General features: G+C 71.0%; 14 protein-coding genes. All 14 read right to left on the reverse strand.

The features are described 5' to 3' along the window. Nucleotides 1–119: 119 nt before the first annotated feature. Entirely contained in the window at nucleotides 120–1,769 is a 1,650-nt protein-coding gene (locus tag OG589_RS27070; protein WP_405140591.1) for a GTPase, read from the reverse strand. Next, complete coding sequence (locus tag OG589_RS27075; RefSeq protein ID WP_405140592.1) at nucleotides 1,766–4,543, reverse strand: GTPase; 2,778 nt, start codon at nucleotides 4,541–4,543, stop codon at nucleotides 1,766–1,768. Before OG589_RS27075 ends, OG589_RS27070 begins: the two co-directional genes overlap by 4 nt. Next, entirely contained in the window at nucleotides 4,540–5,775 is a 1,236-nt protein-coding gene (gene cobA / locus OG589_RS27080) for a uroporphyrinogen-III C-methyltransferase (RefSeq protein WP_405140593.1), read from the reverse strand. Before cobA ends, OG589_RS27075 begins: the two co-directional genes overlap by 4 nt. Before the next feature lie 55 nt (nucleotides 5,776–5,830). Further along, nucleotides 5,831–6,856, reverse strand: coding sequence for an agmatinase (speB, locus tag OG589_RS27085; RefSeq protein WP_405140594.1), 1,026 nt, complete (start codon nucleotides 6,854–6,856; stop codon nucleotides 5,831–5,833). Nucleotides 6,857–6,999: 143 nt separating this feature from the next. After that, nucleotides 7,000–8,124 carry a nicotinate-nucleotide--dimethylbenzimidazole phosphoribosyltransferase gene (cobT, locus tag OG589_RS27090; protein WP_405152136.1) on the reverse strand — a complete coding sequence of 375 codons (1,125 nt, stop codon included), beginning with the start codon at nucleotides 8,122–8,124 and terminating at the stop codon, nucleotides 7,000–7,002. Between the two features lie 9 nt (nucleotides 8,125–8,133). Continuing rightward, nucleotides 8,134–9,243, reverse strand: coding sequence for a sirohydrochlorin chelatase (locus OG589_RS27095; RefSeq protein ID WP_405140595.1), 1,110 nt, complete (start codon nucleotides 9,241–9,243; stop codon nucleotides 8,134–8,136). 161 nt (nucleotides 9,244–9,404) lie between these two features. After that, nucleotides 9,405–10,493, reverse strand: a complete 1,089-nt coding sequence (locus tag OG589_RS27100; RefSeq protein ID WP_405140596.1) for a GNAT family N-acetyltransferase — start codon at nucleotides 10,491–10,493, stop codon at nucleotides 9,405–9,407. A 205-nt stretch (nucleotides 10,494–10,698) separates the two neighbouring features. Next, nucleotides 10,699–11,871: an ABC transporter permease gene (locus tag OG589_RS27105; protein ID WP_405140597.1), complete on the reverse strand. Its 1,173-nt coding sequence runs from the start codon at nucleotides 11,869–11,871 to the stop codon at nucleotides 10,699–10,701. Further along, complete coding sequence (locus OG589_RS27110) at nucleotides 11,868–12,794, reverse strand: ABC transporter ATP-binding protein (protein ID WP_405140598.1); 927 nt, start codon at nucleotides 12,792–12,794, stop codon at nucleotides 11,868–11,870. Before OG589_RS27110 ends, OG589_RS27105 begins: the two co-directional genes overlap by 4 nt. Continuing rightward, a complete protein-coding gene (locus OG589_RS27115; RefSeq protein ID WP_405140599.1) occupies nucleotides 12,787–13,104 on the reverse strand; it encodes a winged helix-turn-helix domain-containing protein in 318 nt (105 codons plus the stop codon). Before OG589_RS27115 ends, OG589_RS27110 begins: the two co-directional genes overlap by 8 nt. Then, on the reverse strand, nucleotides 13,101–13,541 hold the full coding sequence (locus tag OG589_RS27120) for a hypothetical protein (RefSeq protein WP_405140600.1): 441 nt from the start codon (nucleotides 13,539–13,541) through the stop codon (nucleotides 13,101–13,103). The genes OG589_RS27115 and OG589_RS27120 overlap by 4 nt, the downstream gene beginning before the upstream one ends. A gap of 133 nt (nucleotides 13,542–13,674) precedes the next feature. Next, nucleotides 13,675–14,319 (reverse strand): lactate utilization protein C, encoded by a 645-nt coding sequence (locus OG589_RS27125; protein WP_405140601.1) that lies wholly within the window; start codon nucleotides 14,317–14,319, stop codon nucleotides 13,675–13,677. After that, nucleotides 14,316–15,731: a lactate utilization protein B gene (locus OG589_RS27130; protein ID WP_405140602.1), complete on the reverse strand. Its 1,416-nt coding sequence runs from the start codon at nucleotides 15,729–15,731 to the stop codon at nucleotides 14,316–14,318. The genes OG589_RS27125 and OG589_RS27130 overlap by 4 nt, the downstream gene beginning before the upstream one ends. A 19-nt stretch (nucleotides 15,732–15,750) precedes the next feature. Then, the gene (locus OG589_RS27135; RefSeq protein WP_405140603.1) at nucleotides 15,751–16,527 is read right to left on the reverse strand and encodes a (Fe-S)-binding protein; all 777 of its coding nucleotides are present in this window, start codon (nucleotides 16,525–16,527) and stop codon (nucleotides 15,751–15,753) included. Between the last annotated feature and the right edge of the window lie 20 nt (nucleotides 16,528–16,547).

The following is a 16,547-nucleotide window of genomic DNA, read 5'->3' on the forward strand; positions in this document are numbered from 1 at the left end:
GCGGCCGGGCCTCGAAACGGAGTGGAAACCTCTCGAAGCAGATGTACGTCGCTGCCCGTCAGGACCGGCGAGCCGCCGGACCGTACAGGCGGCGGCGAAAGGCGTACGGACGGCGGGAGTCAGCGGCGGCCGGTGGTCAGGGCCGCGAAGAATTCGTTGTAGCGCCTGAGCTCGTGCTCCACCGGCTTGATGACCATGTCCTTGGACACCGCCGAGATCCGCCGGCGCATCTCCCGTTCGAGCTGGTCGCGCTCCTTGCCGGCGCCCAGCACCACGAAGTTGCGGCTGGCGATGGCCGACAGTAAGCCCAGCCCGAGCACGCTGACCATCATCAGCCCCAGCCAGGGCAGCGCCGAGACGTCGCCCAGCAGGTCGGAGGGCTCGCGGCCCACCTTGAAGACCCCGTACAGCAGGATCGCCCCCGCCCAGCCGACCCCGGCGGCGAACAGCACGACCAGGAGGTACTGCCAGATCTTCAGCAGCCACCACCACCCGGGCACGCGGTCGAGGCGCGGGGCGATCTCGGTCAGCTCTCCGGAGAGGACCTGCGGCAGCTTGTTCAGCTGCGAGCGCGCGGCGTCGCGGACACCGTTCTGCCATGCCTCCGGCATCCCGGAGCTCAGACCGTCGGCCAGCGCCTGCACGGCGGTCTCGACCTCGGCGGGCTGGGCGCTGACCGAGGCCGCGGTCACGGCCTTGATCTCGTCGCGCACGTTGCCGAGGCGAAGGCTGTTCATGGGGTCGGGACGCAGCCGCGAGGCCCAGCGGGCGTACGGCCAGCCGACCCAGTCGATGGAGCGCACGCCGTAGACGTTCTCCATCGCCTCCCCCACGGCCGGCACGCCGACCGCGTCGCACAGGGAGTCGGTCAGCCCTTCCTGCCTGGCGAGGTCGACGGTGGGCTGCACGACCATGGCATCGGGCGCGGGCATCACCTTGGTCAGCTTGCCCATGATGCGGTCGAGATCGGCCTCCAGACGCTGCACGGCGGCCCGCCGGTTGCCGACGGACTCGGCGAGCACGCTCTTGAGGCTGTTCACGCCCCTGCCGGTGGTGGCAGACGTGGGCACGATGCGCGGGTGCTGCACGCCTTCACGCTTCAGCAGGTCGGAAAGGTCGACGACGCACTCGGCCAGCTCCTCTGGGGCCAGCCGGTCGGCCTGGTTGAGCGCGAACACGGTGATCGCCTCGTGCCCGGCAAGCTCCGCGACGTACTTGCTGTGCGTGGCGGCGTCGGCGTACTTCTGGGGGTCGAGCACCCAGACGATCAGGTCGACCACCTGGATCAGGCGGTCGGCCTCGTGGTCGGTGATGGCCCTGATCGAGTCGTGGTCGGGCAGGTCGAGCAGGATCAGGCCGTGGAGCTGGCTCTCTCCCCTGTCCAGGGCGCTGGCACGGGCGAAGCGGTGCCGCCACTGGATCTGGAGCCAGTCGAGGAGCGGCCCGGCGCCGTCCAGACCCCAGACGCACGCGTGCGTACGCGCGGTCGTCGGCCGGCGCACGCCCGTCGGAGACAGCTCCAGCCCGGAGATGCGGTTGAACAGGGAGGATTTGCCGCTACCCGTGCCACCGGCGAGGGCCACCACGGTGTGATCGCCGGAGAGCTTGAGACGGTCGCCCGCGCGGAGCAGCAACTGCCCGGCCTCGGCGATCAACGCGGGGTCGACCCTGCCGGGGCCGAGCTCCACGATCCTCGCGAGAGCCGCGAGCCGGTGGCCCAAGTCGTTCCGCGTATCCATCGTCCCGGCACGCGCGCCGCTGACACTCATCGGGCGACCTCAAGGTTGTACGTTGCCTGGTAGAGCCGCTTGGCGGCGGCCTCGTCGGGGATCCCCGCCTCGTCGAGCACCTGGACGTACCGCAGCGTCTCCTCGTCGAAGAGCACGCTGATGCGGGCTCGCAGGTCGCTGCGCGCCCTGGTGCCGATGCCGCGCAGCGACTCGGCGCCGAGCACCCCTCGCAGCAGGCGCTCGGGCAGGGTGCCGGTGCCGGAGGAGGCGGCGACATCGGAGCTTCCGTAGCCGAGCAGCCCGATCATGAAGACCAGCGAGAGCGACTCCTCGTCGAAGGCGACCAGCTTGGCGACCGATCGCTTGGTCACGGCGCCCGAGTGGATCAGCGCCACCACGTGCTCCTGCCAGGCGCCGATCGTACGGCCGACCCGGCGCACGAACTCGTCCGACGGGCGGCCGAGGCCGGGGGCGGCGGCGAGGCCGTTTCCGACGCCGTCGCGCTGGCGCCACCTGACGACGACCTCCTCGGCGGCCCGCTGCCCGGCGGAGACGATCACGGATTCGAGCCCGGAGCGGAGCGCCGCCTTGAAGGCGCGCAGCCGCGCGGGGGCCTGATGGCTCGTCTTGGTGGCCATACGGCCGGGACGGCGCAGGTGGAGGGTCTTCATCAGGTCGCCGGAGCCCGCGAAATCCTGCCAGCGGGCGAGGACCTCGCCCCGCAGCAGCGATCCGTCGGTCGTCACCTCGTCGATCTCCGCCAGCGCGCCCATGTAAGCGGCGTCCACGTCGGTGCGGAGCTCCGCCCGGAAGGCGACCTGGGCCTCCAGGTGCCGGGCCAGCGCGGGGACGCGGACGCGGAAGCTGTTCAGGACGCCGTCGAGGGTCGCCTGGACGGCCTGCGAGCGGCGCTGGTCGTCGACCGACAGCTCGGTCAGCCACATGCGCAGCTCGGCGACCTCCTCCTCGGGAAGGCGCCCCGCGGTGACGGTCGACTCGTTGATGACGAACCGCTCGACGTCGCCGAGACCGTACTCCTGGAGCATGCGGGAGAAGTGCTTGTCGATCACCTCTCGCGACCTCACGGGCACGCGCGAGAGCACGATGGCCAGGCGGGCGCCGCGCTCCTTGGCGAGGCGTAACAGGTTCCACGCGGGCGCGTCGGCGTAGCGTGTCGCCGTGGTGACGAAGACCCACAGGTCGGCGGCGTCGAGCATGCGGTGGGCGACCTCGTGGTGGGTCTCCACCACAGAGTCGATGTCCGGGGTGTCGAGCAGGGCCACCCCCTGGGGAAGCCGCTCGGTCGTGGCGAGGACGAGGGTGTCGAGAGAGCCGTCGTTGCCCGGCCTGTCGACGCGGATCATGCCGCCGAGCACCTCGCCCTTGGCGAACCACTCGCGGTCGTCGGGGTGGCAGGCCAGTACGGGCGTGCCCGTGGTGGGACGGCGCACGCCCGTGGAGCTGACCTTCGCGGCGGCGAGGGTGTTGACCAGGGTCGACTTGCCGGCCCCAGTGGAACCGACGACGGCGATGAGAGCCGGCGCGGTGCTCATGTGCACGCGCGGGATCACGTAGTCCTCGATCTGGGCGAGGATCTCGACCTGGGCCTTGCGGGCCTCCTCGACCCCGGGGACGTCCAGGCCGAGCCGCAGTCCGGTGACGCTGTCCCGCAGCCCGGACAGCGCCGACGTCAGCGCCCGCGAGACGGGCTTGGGCAGCGGCACCTCTCGTACGTGCTCGGAGGTCTGGAAACCCTCTTCGTCCTGCTCATCCTCATCGGAGCCGTCGGCGTCGGCGTCGGCCGCCTGGACGGCCCCGGCGGGCTCCCACACCCCGCGCGACCCGGTGTCCCCGGCGCCCGACTGCGACTCACCGTGGGCGCTCTGGGAATGCGTCTCCTTGAACGGGTCGAAGGAGACGCCTTCCTGCACGGGTAGGACGTCCTGGCGGTCGGCTGAGACGTCCTCCTGTACGGCCGCGTCATCCTCGGCGTCAGCGGAAACACCTTCCGGGACGACCGAGACGTTCTCAAGACCAGCGGAAACGTCCTCAGAACTGGCCGAAACGCCCCCCGAACCAGCAGGGACGTCCTCCAGCGCCGCCGAGCCCTCCTCAAGATCGGCGGAAAGGTCCTCTCGAACGACCGGGACGTCCGCGGAATCCGCCGAGACGTGCTCATCAAGCACGGCCGGGACGTCCTCGGGACCTGTGAAGACGTCCTCACGTACGGCCGAGACGTCCTCCGGACCAGCGGGAGCGTCCTTCTGCTCGGCGGGGACGTCCTGCCGCACGGGTAAGACGTCCGGCGGGTCAGCGGAAACAACCCCCGTGGTCGAGGAGACGTCCTGCTCCTCGGTGGGAACGCCCTCCGGCATCGAGGAGACGTCCTGCTCCTCGCCAGAGGGGTGGTCCTGCGCTGATTGAGTGGTCTGAGCCTTGATGGGAGCGAAAGCATTGAACGCCGGCTGCTCGGGGGCGGCGTCACTCGTGCCGGTGTCACCGGTCGCCACCCCGGCGGCCTGAGCCCTGACCGGGGCGAACACATCGAACGCGGCCGGAACGGGCCCGGCGTCATCCACCGGACCGTGGTCGGTGACGGGGGTTTCCGGGGCACCGGCCTGGGCGGATGACGCGTCGCGGGCGGCGGTGGTCTCGGCGTGACGGGGGTCGTCGTCGCCGGCTCCGATCGCCTGGAACGTTATCGTCTGCTCCTCTGGGGTCTCGGGGGTGCTGCCCTTCCCCTCGATCACCGCGTCACCTGACTGCTCGGTGTGCTCATCGGCGCACTCCGTCTTCTTCGCAGTCGATTTCACGGAACCCGCTCCGCTCGAACCATCTCGATCTCCTGGCCGACCCTGACGACGTCACCGACGACCACGATCGCCGGCGGCCGCGTCCCAGCGGCGATCACGCGCTCCGCCACCGTGGAAAGGCTGGCGTAAAGAGCTCGCTGGGTCGGAAGAGTACCGTCCTGTACCACCATCACGGGGGTTTCCGGCGAACGTCCGTCTCGTATGAGTGTGTCGGCGATCATGGCTATTCGTTCAACAGCCATCAGAAGTACCAGGGTTCCCGGTGATCTCGCCAGTCCCGCCCAGTCAACAGTTGATTTCGGATCGTCCGGCGCCACGTGAACGGAGATGACGTGGAACTCCTGGCTCACTCCCCGGTGGGTCACCGGCACCCCGGCGGCGGCGGGCACGGCCACCGCGCTCGTGACCCCGGGCACCACCACGACAGGGATGCCGGCCCGCGCGCACGCGAGCATCTCTTCGCCACCCCGGCCGAAGACGAAGGGGTCGCCCCCCTTCAGCCGGACGACGAACCTGCCCTGCCTCGCGTGCTCGATCAGCAGCTCGTTGATCTTCTCCTGCGCGAGGTAGCGGCCGTACGGGATCTTCGCGGCGTCGATCAGCTCGACGTCGGGCGCCAGCTCGTCCAGCAGGGCGCGGGGTGCGAGGCGGTCGGCCACGACCACGTCGGCCTGGGCCAGGAGCTGGCGCCCGCGCACGGTGATCAGGCCAGGGTCGCCCGGGCCGCCGCCGACCAGCGCGACGCCGACGGGCTTGGTGCGGTTGCGCCGGGCGTCGACCGTGCCGTCGCGCAGGGCGCCCACCACGGCGTCCCGGATGCCTGCGGCGCGGCGCGGGTCGCCCCCCGCGGTGACGGCCACGCTGATCTCGTCGACCTGCCCGCTGGCGGGGGTCCAGGCGGCGGAGGCGTCGCGGTCGTCGGCGCGCACGCACCAGATGCGCTTGGCCTCGGCCTCGGCGGCGATGGCCGCGTTGACGGATCGGCTGTCGGTGCACGCCTGGACCAGCCACGAGCCGTCGCAGTCACCGACCTGGTAGGAGCGGCGTTCCCACGTGATGAGGCCGTCGGCGATGAGATCGTCGAGAGCCGGCGTGACGCTCGGGGACACGAGGGTGACCGACGCACCCGCGTCCAGCAGGGTGGGGACTCTGCGCTGGGCCACGCGCCCGCCGCCGACGACGAGCACGCGCCTGCCGTTGAGCCGAAGACCGAGCAGGTAGGGCGACGACATGGGACGGTGTTCCCTTTCCCGGGAAGAGGCAAAACCCGTTGTCCGTGGGGTAAACCTACAGGCCTTCCGCCGTAGGAGGCGCAGCCAGCCTTCCCTCCAGAAGGGGCTTGCGCGGATCCCACGGCTCGCCTCCCGCCTCGACCTCACGCTTGCGCGCGATCGCCGACAGGGCCTCGAGGATGACGCGGTTCCCGAGGTAGGCGGTGATCTCCGCGTGGTCGTACGGCGGGGCGACCTCGACCACTTCCAGGCCCACCACCGGCAGCTCGTAACAGATGCGCCGGACCGAGTCGAGAAGCTGCCGCGCGGACAGGCCACCGGGCTCGGGGGTGCCCGTGCCCGGCGCGTGGGCGGGGTCGCACACGTCGATGTCCACGGAGAGGAACACGCCGTCGCAGTCGTCGGTGGCGATGGCGAAGGCCTCGGTCAGGCACTCGGTGAGCCCACGCTCGACGATCTCGGTCATCTCGTACGAGCGCATGTTCTGCCGGGCCATCCAGCCGAGGATCTTCGGACCCGGCCAGTAGCCGCGCAGGCCGATCTGCAGGAACCTGTCCCCCCGGATCGCCTCGGACTCGATGAGCCGCCGCATCGGCTGGCCGTGCCCGTACAGGTGACCGAACTCGATGTCGCCGGTGTCGGCATGCGCGTCGAAGTGGATCATGGATACGCGTCCGAACCCGTGGTGGCGTGCCACGCCGCGGGCGTCGGGCAGCGCGACGGTGTGGTCGCCGCCGAGGACCAGCGGGATCGCCCCGGACGCGGAGATCGTGTAGACGGCCTCCTCGATGTTCCTGATCGAGCCTTCGATGTCGCCGGAGTAGCACTCCACGTCACCGGCGTCCAGGACCTTGAGATCCTGCAGGGCGTCCACGCGCAGGGCCATGCTCGGCCGGGAACCGTCGTGGGGCAGGTAGCAGGCCTGCCGCAGAGCCATCGGGCCGAAACGCGCGCCCGGCCGGTTGCTGGTGCCCCCGTCGAAGGGGGCTCCGACGATCACGACGTCCGCTCCCGCGAAGCTGTCCGGATCGCCGAGGTCGCAGCGTTCCACACCGAGGAAGGTGATGTCGGGTCCGAACATCGGGCCGTAGCGCATCAGGGTCCAATCATGCTCTGTAGCAGAATGTCACCATTTAACCGCATTCGCACAGAATGCAATCGAAGCCGCCTACGGCGCGAGATGCCCCGGACCCCGGGTCCGCCGCCCGGCCTGAGGGGCAGGGACTAGATCTCGTCGAGGGCGGCCTGGGCGTCCTTGTCGGTTACGCCCGCGGAGTCGAAGGTGGCCACGTCGTGCATGACCCGGACGGCCGCGCTCACCAGCGGGTACGCCAGCAGGGCACCCGTGCCCTCGCCGAGCCGGAGCTCCAGGTCGACCAGGGGGCGGAGGCCGAGATGGTCGAGCGCGATGGCGTGCCCGGGCTCGGCCGAGCGGTGCCCCGCCACGCAGTAGCCGACGGCGCCGGGTGCCAGCGCGGCGGCGGCCAGCGCGGCGGATCCGGCGATCACCCCGTCGAGGATGACCGGCACCCGTGCGGCGGCGGCACCGAGGACGAACCCGGCGATCGCGGCGTGCTCAAGCCCGCCCACCGCCGCCAGCCTGCGCAGCGCGTCCTCCACCGCCCCGGACGGAGAACCGTGCTCGACCGGTGCCATGCCCTCGGAGATGCCGTTGACCTGGAGGCCCTGGCGGACGATCTCGATCTTGCGGGTGAGGGTCGCGGCGTCGGCGCCGGTGCCCCTGCCGGTGGTCTCCGCCGCGTCGGCGCCCGTGAAGGCGCAGATGAGGGCGGCGGACGCGGTGGTGTTCGCGATGCCCATGTCACCGGTGATCAGACAGACCGCGCCGGCCCCGATGAGGTCGCGGGCCACGGAGATGCCGGCTTCGATCGCCGCCACGGCCTGGGCCGCGGTCATGGCCGGGCCGCGTGACAGGTCGGCCGTGCCGTACGCGACCTTGCGGGAGACCAGGCCGGGCGCCTCGGGCAGGTCGGAGGCGACGCCGACGTCCACCACGGTCACCGACGTGCCGACCTGGGCGGCGAAGGCGTTGGCCACGGCGCCGCCCGCGAGGAAGTTCGTCACCATCTGGGTGGTGACCTCCTGCGGCCAGGGACTGACCCCCTGGGCGTGCACGCCGTGGTCGGCCGCGAAGATGGCCAGGGCGGCGGGCGTGGGAAGCGGCGGCGGGCAGACGCCCGCGACGCCCGCGAGCCGCACCGCGACCTCCTCCAGCACGCCCAGCGCGCCACGCGGCTTGGTCAGGCGGTCTTGGTGTGCCCGCGCGTCGGCCATGGCCTGCCGGTCGGCCGGCCTGATCGCCGCCAGGGTCTGCCGGAGGATCTCCATGCTCATCGGTCAGACCAGCCCGTCGACCATCGCGGCCTCGTCACGGGGAAGCATCCGCACCCTGGGCCGGCCCACGCGGATGACGTCCTGACCGCCCTCGTCCAGGGCCTCGACACCGTCAAGGGACAACTGCACGCCCACCTTCTCCAGAAGCTCGTCCCCAGCCTCGCCTGAAACGAGCGGCTCCGCAATGCCCAGAACGCGTTCCTCGGCGTCCTCCAGCGGCCACAGGTCGGCGGCGCCCATGGGCTCGTCCTCGGAGTCGACCACGGGCTCGGCGCAGTCGTGGCCGGGCGGGCGCCCGGAGGGGTCGGTCGCCTCCAGCACCTCCTCGTACCGCTCGATGATCAGGTCGGCGAGACCCTCGCAGTCTCCGATCACCTCGGCGCAGCGCACATCGAGGTCGATGTGCCCGGCGGCGTAGGCCAGGGCCTCGGCCCAGATGCGTTCGAGCACTCCCCCGGCGAACAGCAGGTAGGGGAGCACGACGACCCGCTTGGCGCCCAGGCGGCGGCAGCGCTCGATGCCCTGGGCGACACTCGGCGGGGCGTCCGCGACGTAGGCCGTCTCGACGGTCAGCAGCTCGGGCGCGTGCGTCTCCCAGAACAGCCGCGAGACGCGGTGCACCTCGGCGTTCGCCCCGGTGTCGGCGGACCCGTGGCCGACCAGCACGACGGCGGTCTCGGCGGGCGACACCGGCTCCCACGGCACGTCGCCGTGCTCGTCGGTCATGGAGACCGACGCGAGGCGGGGCATCTCGGCCAGCGCGTCGGCGAGGCGCTCGGCCATCAGCGCGAGCACCTGGGGCGAGGCGCCGAGAGCCCTGCCCTGGTCGCAGGCGAGGGTCGGATGGACCACGCGCGCCCGCGCGATCGCGGCGGGGACGTCCTCGCTGTCGCCGAGCGCCAGGGGAACCGCCACCAGGCGGTGGTGACCCCGGGCGACCAGCGAGGCGACGGAGTCACTCAGCGACGGGCGTCCCTTGGCGACGAACCCACCTGACACATCCGCCACTAACTGGTCGAGCCGGCACCGCAGCCGGTGGACGAAACGGCCGAACTCTGCTGCACCGGTGTCGTCGTGGGCGCCGTGCCCTATGAGAAGGAGCGGCGGCTTCATGTGGATCTCCGATACTTTGACCTGCGGATATGTTGGTCGGGCCGAGAGGATATCCGAATCTGTCAATCCATGGACATCGCTTTGCGGAGCATTTGGTCAAGACAAGACCGACCGTTCATCGTGATCTGGGTCGGCGGGAGCGCGTGGCCGCCGGTCTTACCTCAGGCTGTGTCGCCCTTGAGCAAGCTGAACAGCACGGCGTCGGAGATGCCCCCTGACACGGGCAGGGCCCGCCGGAGCACTCCCTCCTCGACGAACCCGGCCTTGCGCGCGACGCCCTGGCTGGCGACGTTTCCGACGGCGGCGAGCAGCGTGACGCGGTGGAAGCCGCGCATCATGAGGAAGGTGGTGACCGCGCGCGTCGCCTCCCGGGCGAAGCCCTGGCGCCGGGCCCACGGCGAGATCCAGTAGCCGACCTCGACGTCCCCCCGCTCCCAGTCGGCCCGCTGCACGCCGGCGGACCCGGCGAGGCGGCCTCCGGCCTTGGGCTCGATGGCGAACTGCACGCCGTTCACGGAGTCGGCGTGGGCGAACCTGGTGCACCAGTCGTACGCGCGCTGGAGGTCGTACCCCTCGGCCCACGGCATCCAGCGGTGGATCTCGGGGTCGCCGTCGACGGCGGCGAAGACGTCCCTGGCGTCGGTGCCGGTGAAGGGGCGCAGGATGAGGCGCTCGCTCTCGAGCCGGACCCCGGTGCCGAAGCCCCGGCCGTTCATCGTGGGTGGCCCCATGATGATGTCGCGGGAGAGCAGCCCGAAGACCACCAGGTCGTGCGGGCCGTCGTCCTCGAAGCCCGCGCCGCGCAGCACGCCTTCACGGGTGAAGCCGGACTTCTCGGCGACCCGGAGCGAGGCGGTGTTGTCGAGGTTGGCGCGGAGCTCCACCCGGCGCAGGCCGCCCTTGGTGAGCATCCACTCGGTCAGCCCGCTGACGGCCTCGGGGGCGTAGCCACGGCCGCGGTGCGCGGGGTGCACGCCGTAGCCGATCTCGGCGGTGGCGGCGCCCCAGACGGTCTTGAACAGGCTGACGGCCCCGACGATCGTGCCCTCGGCGACCATCGCCAGGTGGATGCCCTGCCCGGACCGCCACAGCTCGTGGACTCCGTACGACAGCCACTGGGCCACGCCGGACACGTGGCCGGGCACGCCGGGCGGGAGGAACCGCGCCTCGGACTCGATGATCGCACGAACCCGGTCGGCGTCGCGGGGACCGAAGGGCCGTATGACCAGCCGCCTCGTGGTGATCGTCAAGTGCTGATCGAAACCGGTCAATTCAATCCCCCTTGTACGGACATATCAGCTCACCGCACATCGGGGGTTGTCCGCAACTTGACGGGCCCTTGGTGGAGGGACAAGGTCGGCCGACCCCCAAGGACCCGATTTTCTCACGTCACAGCCGTCCCGGCAGACGACTCACCACCCGGGCGGCACATCCGTCGAAGGCACGTCGAAGGCACTAGGAGGCGGTCCTCAGCGCCTCCCGCCACCGCACCCGCGCGCCCGTACGCAGCACCGCGCGCTGATAGATGCGGCCGCCGGCGTACAGCACGGCCGCAGCCGCGAGGACCATCAGGCCCATCGCCAGGCCCGTCTCCCAGAGCGGCACCTCGATGACCGCGGACCTCACCGGCATGACCATGGCGGAGAACGGCGGGACGAGCGACAGCACGTGCGTCAGCGTCCCGTCCGGCGACTGGACCGCGACGAACCCGATCAGGTAGCTCGCCATGAGCAGCATCGTCGCGGGGGTGAGCACGCCGCTGAGCTCCTCCTGACGCGACACCAGCGAGGCGATCGCCGCGAACATCGCCGCGTAGAAGGCGTAGCCGAGCAGGAACCACACGATCGCGCTCGCCACCACGCCGTACGTGCCGTCGGGCAGGTTCGGCACCGCGCCGGTGACCTGGGCGGCGGCGAGACCCACACCGGCGATCACCACGATCTGCGACAGACCCAGCACGCCGAGGCCGATGACCTTGCCGCCCAGGAGCTGCCACGGGCGCACGGCGGTGAGGAGGATCTCCACAATCCTGCTGCCCTTCTCCTCCACCACGCCCATGGCCACCCAGGTGCAGATCTGGATGAGCAGCATGAACAGGATGACGACGATGACCATCGCGATCACGCTGCGGACCGTCGCGTCCTCACCGCTGCCTTTGAGGGTCACCTCCTTCATGGGCGGCACCCGCAGAGCCTGCCCGACCTTGGCGGGATCGAGGCCGGCGGCGGTGAGGTTCTCCTCGGTGGCCACCGTGCGGTGGGCGGTGTCGAGGATCACCGACAGACCCCGGTCGACCACGGTCTTGGAGATCACCGTCGCGTTCCCCACGACCGCCGCCTCGACGTCGCCGTCCGCGACGGCCTTGCGCGCCGCCGCCTCGTCCGCGTAGCGGGTGATCTTGACGGTGAGGTCGTCCCCGGGCGTGACCTGCGCGGTGAGCGCCGCCTGGAGCCGGTCGGCCTGCGCGCCCACCAGGCCCACGGTGTAGTCGGAACCGCCGCCGAACAGCTTCGGAAGGGCGGCGAGCACGGCGACCAGCACCGCCGTGACGATCAGGCCGTAGCGGTATCCCTTCGTGCGGCCCCTCACGCTGATCTCGCGCCGGGCGACCAGGGCAATGGCGTTCACGCGACCACCTCACGGAAGATCTCGGCGAGCGATGGCTCCTGCCATCCGAAGTGCTGGACGCGGCCCGCGGCCGAGGCGGCGCGCAGCGCCTCCTGGTCGTCGACCGGCGTGAGGATCACCTCGTCGTAGCGCTCCTCGGCCATGCCCGCCTGGGCGGGATCGCCGTGGGGCGGCCGGTCGGTCTTGGCGATGATCTCTCCGGGCAGCCGGTCGGTCCACCCGGCCTCGGCGCCGGTCACGATGATGCGCAGGCGCTTGCGCGACTCCCGTGCGCGCAGCTCCGCCACGGTGCCTCCGGCGATCATGCGGCCGGCCTTGATGATGCCGACCGAGTCGCACAACCGTTCCACCAGGTCGAGCTGGTGGCTGGAGAACACGACCGGCACCCCCGCGGCCGTACGCTCGGCGAGCACTCCGGCCAGGGCGTCGACCGCGATGGGGTCGAGGCCGGAGAACGGCTCGTCGAGCACCAGCACCTCGGGCTCGTGGATGAGCGCCACCGCGAGCTGCACGCGCTGCTGGTTGCCCAGCGACAGGCTGTCCACGTCGTCGCCGCGCCGCTCGGTGAGCCCGAGCCGCTCGATCAGAGCCTCCGACGACCGCCGCGCGGCCTCCGCGCCCATGCCGCCGAGCATGCCGAAGTACTCGATCTGCTCGGCGACGCGCATCTTGGCGTACAGCCCGCGCTCCTCCGGCATGTAGCCGAACCTGCGGCGGGTCTCGAAGCCCGCCCGCCTGCCCTTCCACCGGACCTCGCCGCCGTCGGCGGCGAGCACGCCCATCACGATGCGCATCGTCGTCGTCTTGCCCGCGCCGTTGGCGCCGACGAAGCCGAACATCTCGCCGGGGCCCACGGTGAGGCTCACACCGTCGAGGGCCACCGTGTCGCCATACCGTTTCCTGAGCCCGTCCACCTCAAGCATGGGGGGATCCCTTCATGATCTTTTCGAGTACGGAGACGTACTCCTGGAAGGCCTCGCGTCCCTTGGGGGTGAGCGAGAACCACGTGCCGGGCTTCTTGCTGACGAAGGCCTTCTTGACCTTGACGTAACCGGCCTCTTCGAGGGTCAGCATGTGCTTGGACAGCAGGGAGTCGCTGACCTCGATCGTGTCGCGCAGGAACCGGAACTCGACGTTCTCGGCGGCGGCCAGCGCCGCCATGATCGACAGCCGCACGGGCGTGTGGATGAGCGGGTCGAGGTGGTGCCGGGGGTGGGCTCCGTTACCGGTCACCTGTCGCGTTCCCATGTGTGCAGGCGCCAGCCCGCGTACAGCACGGGCGTCGCCGCGACGACCGCGACGGCGATACCCGCCGGCAACCACCAGCCGGAGGGGCTCTTGGGGACGAGGGAGGCGAAGAACGCCGCGCCGACCATCACGGCCCCCCACGGAAGCGCCACCAGGAACTGGAAGCGGGAGATGCCCCGGCCGTGCACCCGCTGCATGTAGACGTAGACCAGCGACAGTGCCGTCATGGCCACCCAGGCGATCATGGCGACGATGCGGAGGGTCAGCGGGCCGAAGAACATCGCCGACCAGTAGAAGACGGTCGCGACACCCCAGACGAGATACATGCGCCCGGCCCATTTCGCGGACCGCCCGATCTGCTGCCGCATGCGGCCGATCTCCTTGAGCGCGGCGTCCGCGCCCAGATCGTCGCTGGTGTCCATGGGCTTCTCCCTCCTTCATGCGTTCAAAACAGTAGCAAGTACTCAACTCCCATTCAAGTGGTGTCTTCTGGTTCCAGAAATGACGAACCCCGGCACGGCCGTACGAGCCATGCCGGGGTGTCGCCTCGCCGGGCTACGGGAGGGTCTCCGCGATGATCACTTCCAGCGTGCGGGGGCCGTGCACGCCCTCGACGCGATTCAGCTCGATGTCGCTGGTCGCCGAGGGCCCGCTGATCCACGTCAGGGGCCGTACCGGGTCGAGGCGGGCGACCGCCTCCGGCACACCGCCCACCACCTGCCCGGCCCGCACCACGCACAGGTGGTAGTCCGGCACGAGGGTCAGAGCCCTGCGTCCCTGGCCGGGACCGGCGTCGAGCACGATCGTGCCGGTCTCGGCGATCCCGACCGCGCAACCGGTGATCACGCCGTCCGCCGTTTCGAGACGGGCGGCGCCGAGCGGCGGATCGTCCACGAGCCGCTCCAGGCCGGGCGCGGCGGCCAGCCACTCCTCCGGCAGCCCGTCCGGCACGACCACCCGCCGCACGCCTCTGCCTGACAGCGCCACGGCGACGGCGGCGGCGACCTCGTTCTCCGGTACGACATGGACGATCGCCCGGTAGTCGCGGACCCGCTCGGCGAACAGCTCTGGGGGGCCGGACACGTGGCCACTCGTCCGGTAGCGGCGGGGGATCTCCACCTCGGGCGCTCCCGCGACGGCCGCGCGGATCCGGGAGAGGATCTGGTCGCGGGAGCTCCGCGTCTCGGACGGACGGCTCATCGGTGGCCTCCCTCGGTGCGGTCCCACCAGTCGCGGAACGACTCCTCCGGCACCGGCGGGACGTCCCTGGTGTCCGTCCACGCCGCGCCGGGGCCCGGCAGGCGCCTCTTCGGCACGAGCTTCCTGAACCGGCTCGCCAGGCGCTGTGCGCGCTCCAGCCGTACCGGCGTGCCGAGCACCCATCCCGCGGCCTTCAGCCCGAACCGCTCGGCCGGGCCGTGCGGCGCCCTGGACCGCAGGTGGACGAGCACCTCGGGGATGTCGATCGCGACCGGGCACACGTCGTAGCACGCGCCGCACAGGCTGGAGGCGTACGGCAGCGAGGCGTCGAGCTCGGAGGCCATCCCGCGAAGCTGCGGGGTGAGGATGGCCCCGATCGGCCCCGGATAGACCGAGCCGTACGCGTGGCCGCCGACGCGCTCGTACACCGGGCAGACGTTGAGGCAGGCGGAGCAGCGGATGCAGCGCAGCGCCTGGCGCCCGATCTCGTCGGCCAGCACCTTGGTCCTGCCGTTGTCGAGGAGCACGAGGTGGAACTCCTGGCCCTCGGTGGCGCCCGTCCACATGGAGGTGTAGGGGTTCATCCGCTCGCCGGTCGAGCTCCTCGGCAGCAGCTGCAGGAACACCTCCAGGTCGCGCCAGGTGGGCAGGACCTTCTCGATGCCGACCACGCTGATCAGCGTCTCGGGCACGGTCAGGCACATGCGGCCGTTGCCCTCGGACTCCAGCACCACCAGGGTGCCGGTCTCGGCGACCACGAAGTTGGCCCCGGAGATGCCGACCTTGGTGGCGAGGAACCGCTCGCGAAGGTGCAGGCGCGCGGCCTCGGCCAGGGCCCTCGGGTCGTCGCTCAGGCTCTCGGGCGCGGGGCGTCCCCATTCGGCCATGTGCTCGCGGAAGATCTCCCGGATCTCCGAGCGGTTGCGGTGGATGGCCGGAACCAGGATGTGGGACGGCCAGTCGTCGCCGAGCTGCACGATCAGCTCGGCGAGGTCGGTCTCGTAGGCGGTGATCCCGGCCTCGGCCAGCGCCTCGTTGAGGCCGATCTCCTGGGTGGCCATCGACTTGACCTTGACCACCTCGGTCTCGCCGGTGGCTCTGACCAGGCCGGTCACGATCTCGTTGGCCTCGGCGGCGTCCGACGCCCAGTGCACGTGGCCGCCCGCGCCGGTGACCGCCTCCTCGACCTGGAGCAGGTAGCGGTCGAGGTTGCGCAGCGCGTCGTCCTTGATCGCCTTGCCCGCCGCGCGCAGCTCGGCCCAGTCGGGCAGCTCCTCGACCACGGACGCCCGCTTGGCGCGGATCGTGTGCGTCGCCTTGCGGAGGTTGTACCTGAGCTGGGAGTCCTGGAGTGCCTCCTCGGCGTTCTCCGGGAAGGCGGGCATGCCGAGGAAGGTGCCGGGGCCGGTCATCGTGCCTCTCCTTCGCGGGTCACTGGTCCGCCTCCGTCGAGGCGAGGATCTCGGCCAGGTGCATGACCCGCACGCCGGCGCGCATGCGGCTGAGCGTGCCGCCGATGTGCATCAGGCAGGAGTTGTCGGCGGCGCAGAGCACTTCGGCGCCCGTAGAGACGATATTTCCGACTTTGTCGGCACACATGGCGGCCGAGACCGCCGCGTTCTTCACCGCGAAGGTGCCGCCGAAGCCGCAGCACTCCTCCGCGCCGGGAAGGGGCGTGAGCTCCAGCCCTCGTACGCTCTGGAGCAGCCGGGTGGGCTTGTCGCCTACGCGGAGGCCGCGGAGCGAGTGGCAGGTCGGGTGATATGTCACCCGGTGTGGGAAATATGCGCCTACGTCGGTGACGCCGAGCACGTCCACCAGGAACTCCGACAGGTCGTACACCTTCGGGGCGACCTCGGCCACCTCCTCCGCGAACGGGGAGTGCCCGCCGTGCGCGCCCGCGAACGCCCCCGCCCGTGTCGCGCCCATGCCCGCCGCCAGCTTCGGGTACTGCTCGCGGACCATCGCGGCGCACGAACCCGACGGGGCGACCACGGCGTCGTAGCCGCGGAAGACGTCCAGGAAGTGCCGCGCCAGCCGTACCCCCTCGTCGCGGTATCCGGTGTTGACGTGCATCTGACCACAGCAGGTCTGGGCCGTGGGGAACTCCACCTCGCAACCGAGGCGGCGCAGCAGTGTCACGACCGCCTTCCCCGTGCCCGGGAAGAGCGTGTCGTTGACACACGTGACGAACAGGGCTACCCGCATCGGACCCCTTCCTTGCGTCA

The organism is Sphaerisporangium sp. NBC_01403 (assembly GCF_045040145.1).
In the GTDB taxonomy this organism is placed as follows: domain Bacteria; phylum Actinomycetota; class Actinomycetes; order Streptosporangiales; family Streptosporangiaceae; genus Sphaerisporangium; species Sphaerisporangium viridialbum.